This window comes from Armatimonas sp. (assembly GCF_043760365.1).
Taxonomy (GTDB): domain Bacteria; phylum Armatimonadota; class Armatimonadia; order Armatimonadales; family Armatimonadaceae; genus Armatimonas.
This window is the reverse complement of the sequence record NZ_JAYUPA010000107.1, coordinates 1-6,423: the sequence shown is the minus strand read 5'-3', so window position 1 is coordinate 6,423 and position 6,423 is coordinate 1. Positions and strand designations below refer to the sequence as shown.

The following is a 6,423-nucleotide window of genomic DNA, read 5'->3' as shown; positions in this document are numbered from 1 at the left end:
TGTCGCCTTTCTCACCCTCTTGCTCACACTGCTCTTCGGGGCAGGCTGTGGCCCCAACTACACTGTCCCCGACACGCCCGCCGCTGCCGTTGCGGCCGCCGAGGCGAAGGTAAAGTTTGCGGAAGATGCGGAGAAGGCCAAGTCTACACAGACAGAGGCTCTCTGGCAAGACGCTGCCGGGTTCTACAACGCGGTCGCCAATAAGTTCGTCCCCCAAGCGGAAGGGATGAAGGCTGCTATTATTGCCGCCGACCTCACCTCCACCAAGCTCAAAAACGACTACACGGCATGGACACAGCTCAAGCAAATCTCGCGGCGCACCATCAGTGCAAGCGGTGAAGAGAAAAAATTGCTAGAGGCCAAAATCACTGATATCGCTCAGAAAATGGACAAGGCCAATGAGGCGGGGATCGCCTACAAGATCATGAACGGCCTGGTGACGGTTTGTGGCGGTAACTCCGAAGTCTCGCCTGTCATTGCGATCTTTGTGATTGCGATTTTTGTGGCGGTTATTATGTGGCCGCTCCAGCTCAAGCAGTATAAGTCCTTCAAGGAGCTTGCCAAGTACCAGCCTGAAATCAAAAAGATCCAGGAGCGCTACAAAGAGGATCCCCTGCTGATGCAGCAGAAGATGAGTGAGTTCAACAAGCAGCACGGTGTCAACCCGATGCAGGGCTGCGTGATGATCATTCCTCAGATGCTTATCTTCTTTGCCATGTTCCAACTGATCCAGAGCTACCAGTTCCACTTCACTGATGCCCATTTCCTGTGGATCAACCCTGCCGTGGGGGCGGCGAGCCTCAAGTGGCCTTACCCACTCAGTGGCGCACTAGCACACCACCTAGGAGAGCTTGATATTCTGCTGCTGTTCCTCTACGCCCTAGCGCAGTTTCTCCAGTCGAAGCTCTTGCCAGCACCGACGGACCCCACTCAGGCGGAAGTGCAGAAGGCCATGACGACCTTCATGCCCGTCACTTACTTCCTATTCATGCTCCAGAGCCAAGTGTCGTCGGCGTTCGTTCTCTACTACTTTGTCTCTACCCTATTTGGGATGCTGCGCCAGTGGTTGATGAACCGGATGACGAAAGATGCAGGCGATGGGCCCGTCGTATTGGCAGCAAGCGGTTCTTCAGGGGATAATGGCCCGTCTGGTACGGGGCTGACGGCCAATGCTAAGCTGATCTCACCGAAAAACCAGAAGAAGAAATAGGAGTAGACAATGGAGGATGTCAAGGCGCAGGTGCTGACCTTCGCTCAGGAGTTTGCCGCCACAACAGGGCTCGATGTTACCGCGAAAGTGGAGCGGGACGAGCCAGAGGGCGTTCTGATCGGCTTTCACGGAGAAGATGCACGGTTTCTGATCGGGCGGGGTGCGCAGGTTCTAGATGCCCTCCAGCTCATCGCTATCAGTGCAATTGTGGGCCAGGGAAGGGGACGGCTCCGGGTAACATTTGATGCCGATGGCTACCGCCTGCGCCGGGAGAAGATGCTCACCGACATGGCCAACGAGCTCGCCGATCAGGTCGCCTCAACGGGCCAAGAAGCCGTTCTTGATCCTCTGCCTCCGCTGGAGCGCCGCATTGTCCACCAGACACTCACAGGTCGCACGGATATCCAGACCTACTCTGAAGGCGAAGAGCCGGATCGCTACATCGTTATCGCTCCCCAACAATAACAAAAAAACCATGAAAACTTCCCTCAACGACGAGGCACTCGCCCATTGCCGCGCCACCTTCGCCGCCGACCCGGTGGCGCGGATTGCTCGCAACGCCGTGGCCAAGACGGCAATCAAGGCCGTAGCGCTTAACCGGGATGCCGTCGCGCGCCTCACACACACCTACTCGCACCATGTCAAGACCGGCAAGTCCACCGCCCAGAACGCCTCCGGGCGCTGCTGGATGTTCGCTGGGCTCAATCTCTTTCGCACCCAGATCGCCGAAAAGCTAGGGGTCGAGGAGTTCGAGCTCTCCCAGAACTACCTAATGTTTTGGGACAAACTAGAGAAGGCGAACTACTTCCTAGAGAATATCCTCGCCACACTCGATGAGCCTGTGGGAAGCCGACTCTTAGACTGGCTCCTCGCTAGCCCCCTGCAAGACGGCGGGCAGTGGGACATGTTTGCGGCGCTCGTTAAGAAGTACGGCGTCGTGCCCAAAGAAGCCATGCCCGAGACCGAGAGTTCGTCGCGCTCCGCGGACATGAACGCTCTCATGACCCTCAAGCTGCGTCAGGCCGCCGCGGAGCTACGCGCCGCACACGCTACAGGAGCCAGCGCAAGTGCGCTCCAGGCCCAGAAAGATGCGCTTCTTCCCGCGCTCTACCGAATGCTCGCCACCCATCTTGGAGAGCCGCCCACCGAGTTTCTCTGGCAGTGGCGTGATAAAGACAAAAACTTCCACCGCGACGGCATACTCACGCCGGAGCAGTTCTGCAAGAAATATGTCACGGTTGAGCTGGACGAGCTGGTCTGCCTGATCCACTGTCCCCAAACCACCAAGAGCTACAACACGCCCTACACGATTGCGTATCTGGGCAATGTGATTGGAGGGCAGCCGATCCAGTATCTGAATGTTGAGATGGCAACCCTCAAGGCGGCGACTCAAGCGATGATCCAAGCTGGCAAGCCCGTCTGGTTCGGCTGCGATGTGGGCAAGCAAATGGACCGCGATCTGGGCCTGATGGACTTAGAGCTCTTCGAGTACGAGCCGCTCTATGGCACCAGCCTGGAGCTAGGCAAAGCCGCGCGTCTTGACTACGGCCAGAGCCTCATGACCCATGCCATGGTACTGACTGGCGTAGATATTGACGAGGCAGGCGCACCGCGCAAGTGGCGTGTCGAGAACTCTTGGGGCGATAAAGGCGGCGATCAGGGCTTCATGGCCATGACCGATGCCTGGTTCGATGAGTACCTGTACGAGGTGGCGGTGGAGAAGAAGTATCTTCCCAAAGAGCTTCTCGCACTTCTGGAGGGCCCGCTCGTTGCGCTCGACCCGTGGGACCCGATGGGCTCGCTCGCTTTGGCAAGCGAGCTGCTTTGATATAATAAGCACTCTAAACGAAATCTGGAGGAACCTCTCTTGTCTATTCTCGTGGTGGGTGGCGCGGGCTATATTGGCTCGCACGCCTCTTTGTTGCTGAAGGAACGCGGCTACGATGTGGTCGTGCTCGATAACTTCGAGCTAGGGCACCGGAAAGTCACCAAGATCCTAGACGTGCCCTTTGTCTACGCCGACTACGGCGACAGTGTCGCAGTGGGAAAGGCGATCCGCAAGTACGCTGTGGATGCGGTGATGCACTTTGGTGCCTACGCGTCGGTGCCGGACTCCGTGGCCGACCCGCGCAAGTACTACGAGGGAAATATCGGCAAGGGCCTGGCACTTTTAGGCGCGATGCTGGACGGCGGGGTCAAGAACCTGATCTTTTCGTCGAGTGCCGCCACGTTTGGCGAGCCGCAGGTTCTGCCCATCCCCGAGGATCACCCGCAGAAGACCACCAACCCCTACGGCGAGACCAAGCTCATGTTCGAGCGCATCCTCAGAGACTACGAGCACGCCTTTGGCCTCACCAGTGTGAGCCTGCGCTACTTCAACGCCGCCGGTGCCGACTCACAGGGCCGCCTCGGGGAAGACCATAGCCCCGAACAGCACGCCCTGCCGCTTCTCCTAGACACCGCACTTGGCAGGAGAGAGAAGTTCTTCGTCTATGGCACCGACTGGGACACCCGTGATGGGAGCTGCCTGCGCGACTTTATCCATGTCGAAGACCTCGCGGATGCCCATATCCGCTCGCTAGAGTATCTGCGGAGTGGCGGCAAGACCACTGCCTACAACCTGGGCAACAGCTACGGCACCACGGTTCTGGAGGCACTCACAGCCGCTGAGAAAGTGACCGGCACAAAGATCAACTGGGAGCCCGCCCCGCGCCGCGCAGGGGACCCCGGACGGCTCTGCGCGTCGTGCGAGAAGATCAAGGCCGAGCTGGGCTGGGCACCCAAGTACCCCGACATCGAGTCTATTCTCAAGCACGCCTATGAGTGGCGCAAGGCGCATCCGAAGGGCTACTACGAATGACACCCGATCTCACACATGCCCATAAACATCTCATGGGGCACCTGACGTGCATCCAGCGCTGGGCAAGCCGAATGTCCGACGAGCAGTTCGACTTTACCTACCACCCTGCCGCACCCACAGCCCGAACTCTCGTGACGCACGCCTGGCAGTGGCTCATCTGCGACCGGATGCATATCGAGGAGCCCGATGCCAGCAAGCACCCACGCGTGCCCGAAGCACCTACCGATAAAGGCGGGCTTATTGCGGCGCTAGAGGCGGAGACGAAGCACTGGGACGAGATGCTCAAAGCCATGACACCCGAGAAGCTCGACGAAGTGCGCCACCAGTTCAACGAAACCAACTTTGATTGGAGCGTCCGTGGCTGCGTCTATCACATGCTCCAGAACGTGATCTATAAGAACGGCCAGCTCTCCTATCTCGCCTTCTCGTTTGGCCTCGACGGCACCGAACCCTACACAGCCCCCTTTCCCAACCCGATCTATGCCGAAGTTTTCGGGTGATAAGCCAGAACCCACCCGGCACTCCGTTCGTTCCTCACTCTATGCCACCCTCCCTGTCCCATGGAGGGTAAACGCTCCCCCTTCCTTGGGACAGGGAAGGGGGCCGGGGGGATGGGTTCAGGGAAGTTTTCGGGTGATAAAATAGTGGGCTATGCCTGCGACTTCCCTTGATCAGATCATCTCCCTTTGTAAACGACGCGGTTTTATCTTTCCCGGCTCCGAAATCTACGGCGGCCTCCAGGGAACGTACGACTACGGCCCGCTCGGCGTCGAGCTGAAGAATAATCTTAAGCGGCTCTGGTGGAAACACAATGTTTATGAGCGCGATGACATGGAGGGCATCGAGACGGCCCTTCTCACCAATCGCTATGTCCTGCGCTACTCCGGCCATGAAAAGGGCTTCACCGATCCGCTCGTGGATAATAAAACCACCAAGAAGCGCTATCGGTTCGATCACTTGCTCAAGGAACAAACCCCTGAGGTGCTCGATGCTGTCGCGGCGAGCTTCGGCACGCCGCGCCCCGATGACATGGATGTCTTTGTAGACGTGCTCCTCAGTGATCCGTCAAAGGCACAACAGGCACTAAAGGCCGCTAAAGTGGTGGATACTTTCGATGGTAGGCCCGGCGACTGGACGGAGCCGCGCACTTTTAATATGATGTTCAAGACGCAGGTGGGGCCAGTCGCCGACGACGAGAACTTTGCCTATCTGCGCCCGGAGACGGCGCAGGGGATGTTCGTGAACTTCAAGAATGTTCTGGACTCCACCAACCGCAAGATTCCGTTTGGGATCGCGCAGCAGGGCAAGAGCTTCCGCAACGAGATCACGCCGCGCAACTTTCTGTTCCGCGTCCGTGAGCTGGAGCAGATGGAGATCGAGTACTTCTGCAAAGCTCAAGACGCGCCCCAGCTTCATGAGGAATGGATTCAGGATCATATCAGCTGGTGGGTGAACGTGGTCGGGCTGGATCGCGAGAAAATCCAGCTCTTTGAGCACATCAAACTTGCACACTACTCTAGCCGCACCGTGGATATTCTCTACAACTTCCCGACGCTGGGCTTCGATGAGCTAGAAGGAATCGCCAATCGGGGCGACTTTGATCTAGGCTCGCACTCGCGCGCCAACGACACGCTGAATCTCACGAGCACGGTCGCGCCCAACGAGCACTCGGTGGAGAAGCTGACCTACTTTGATCACGAGACCAACAAGCACATCGTCCCGTTTGTGATCGAGCCCGCCGCCGGGGTGGATCGTGGCGTGCTGGCCGCGCTCTGCGAAGCCTACGACGAAGAAGTGGTAGACGAGGCCAAGGGCGATATCCGAGTGGTATTGCGTCTGAAACCCGCGCTCGCCCCGATCAAAGTGGCGGTTCTGCCACTCGCCAAGAACAAGCCCGATATTGTCAACAAAGCCAAAGCGATCAAGAAAGCGCTTCAAAACGAGCTTGGCATGCGTGTGGTCTACGACGACACGGCGGCCATCGGCAAGCTCTACCGCCGTCAAGACGAAGCGGGAACTCCGTTCTGCATCACGGTGGACTACGACACGCTGGGACAGAGCCGCGACGGCTCGACGGATTTGCTGGAAACCGTGACGGTGCGCGACCGCGACACCATGGCGCAGGAGCGCATCGCCATCGCCGATCTGCTCGGATACCTGCGGGCGCGTCTGGTGTAATCGAACACATGAAAACGGGCGGCGCTAGCCCACCTTGAAGATTAGGCGCTTGCGCTCCGTGGGAGGGGCAGGCGGTGGGGGCGGTGTCTCGTCCTCGGGGGCACTCGCCAGCGCGTTGAGCAGCGGCATGAGCTTGTACTTACGAGCGTTTTGCTGACGTAGTAGCGCAAGCCGC

At 58.5% G+C, this 6,423-nt stretch carries 6 protein-coding genes; all 6 read left to right on the top strand.

All coding sequences use genetic code 11. The features are described from left to right. Positions 1-1,210 (top strand): YidC/Oxa1 family membrane protein insertase (locus tag ACH2EH_RS02900; protein WP_395138773.1); only part of this gene is annotated, 1,210 nt, incomplete at its 5' end. A gap of 9 nt (positions 1,211-1,219) precedes the next feature. Next, positions 1,220-1,675: a protein jag gene (locus ACH2EH_RS02895; protein WP_395138771.1), complete on the top strand. Its 456-nt coding sequence runs from the start codon at positions 1,220-1,222 to the stop codon at positions 1,673-1,675. Between the two features lie 10 nt (positions 1,676-1,685). Then, positions 1,686-3,038, top strand: a complete 1,353-nt coding sequence (locus tag ACH2EH_RS02890) for a C1 family peptidase (protein ID WP_395138768.1) — start codon at positions 1,686-1,688, stop codon at positions 3,036-3,038. 39 nt (positions 3,039-3,077) lie between these two features. Next, entirely contained in the window at positions 3,078-4,070 is a 993-nt protein-coding gene (gene galE / locus ACH2EH_RS02885; protein WP_395138765.1) for a UDP-glucose 4-epimerase GalE, read from the top strand. Beyond that, positions 4,067-4,570, top strand: coding sequence for a DinB family protein (locus ACH2EH_RS02880; protein ID WP_395138763.1), 504 nt, complete (start codon positions 4,067-4,069; stop codon positions 4,568-4,570). Before galE ends, ACH2EH_RS02880 begins: the two co-directional genes overlap by 4 nt. A 151-nt stretch (positions 4,571-4,721) precedes the next feature. Beyond that, positions 4,722-6,248 carry a glycine--tRNA ligase gene (locus ACH2EH_RS02875; protein WP_395138761.1) on the top strand — a complete coding sequence of 509 codons (1,527 nt, stop codon included), beginning with the start codon at positions 4,722-4,724 and terminating at the stop codon, positions 6,246-6,248. Positions 6,249-6,423 lie beyond the last annotated feature (175 nt).

What these genes read in the sequence shown, in the direction of transcription:
- ACH2EH_RS02895 (WP_395138771.1), top strand. Translation starts at nt 1,220, where the DNA reads ATGGAGGATGTCAAGGCGCAGGTGCTGACCTTCGCTCAGGAGTTTGCC.
- ACH2EH_RS02890 (WP_395138768.1), top strand. Translation starts at nt 1,686, where the DNA reads ATGAAAACTTCCCTCAACGACGAGGCACTCGCCCATTGCCGCGCCACC.
- ACH2EH_RS02880 (WP_395138763.1), top strand. Translation starts at nt 4,067, where the DNA reads ATGACACCCGATCTCACACATGCCCATAAACATCTCATGGGGCACCTG.
- ACH2EH_RS02875 (WP_395138761.1), top strand. Translation starts at nt 4,722, where the DNA reads ATGCCTGCGACTTCCCTTGATCAGATCATCTCCCTTTGTAAACGACGC.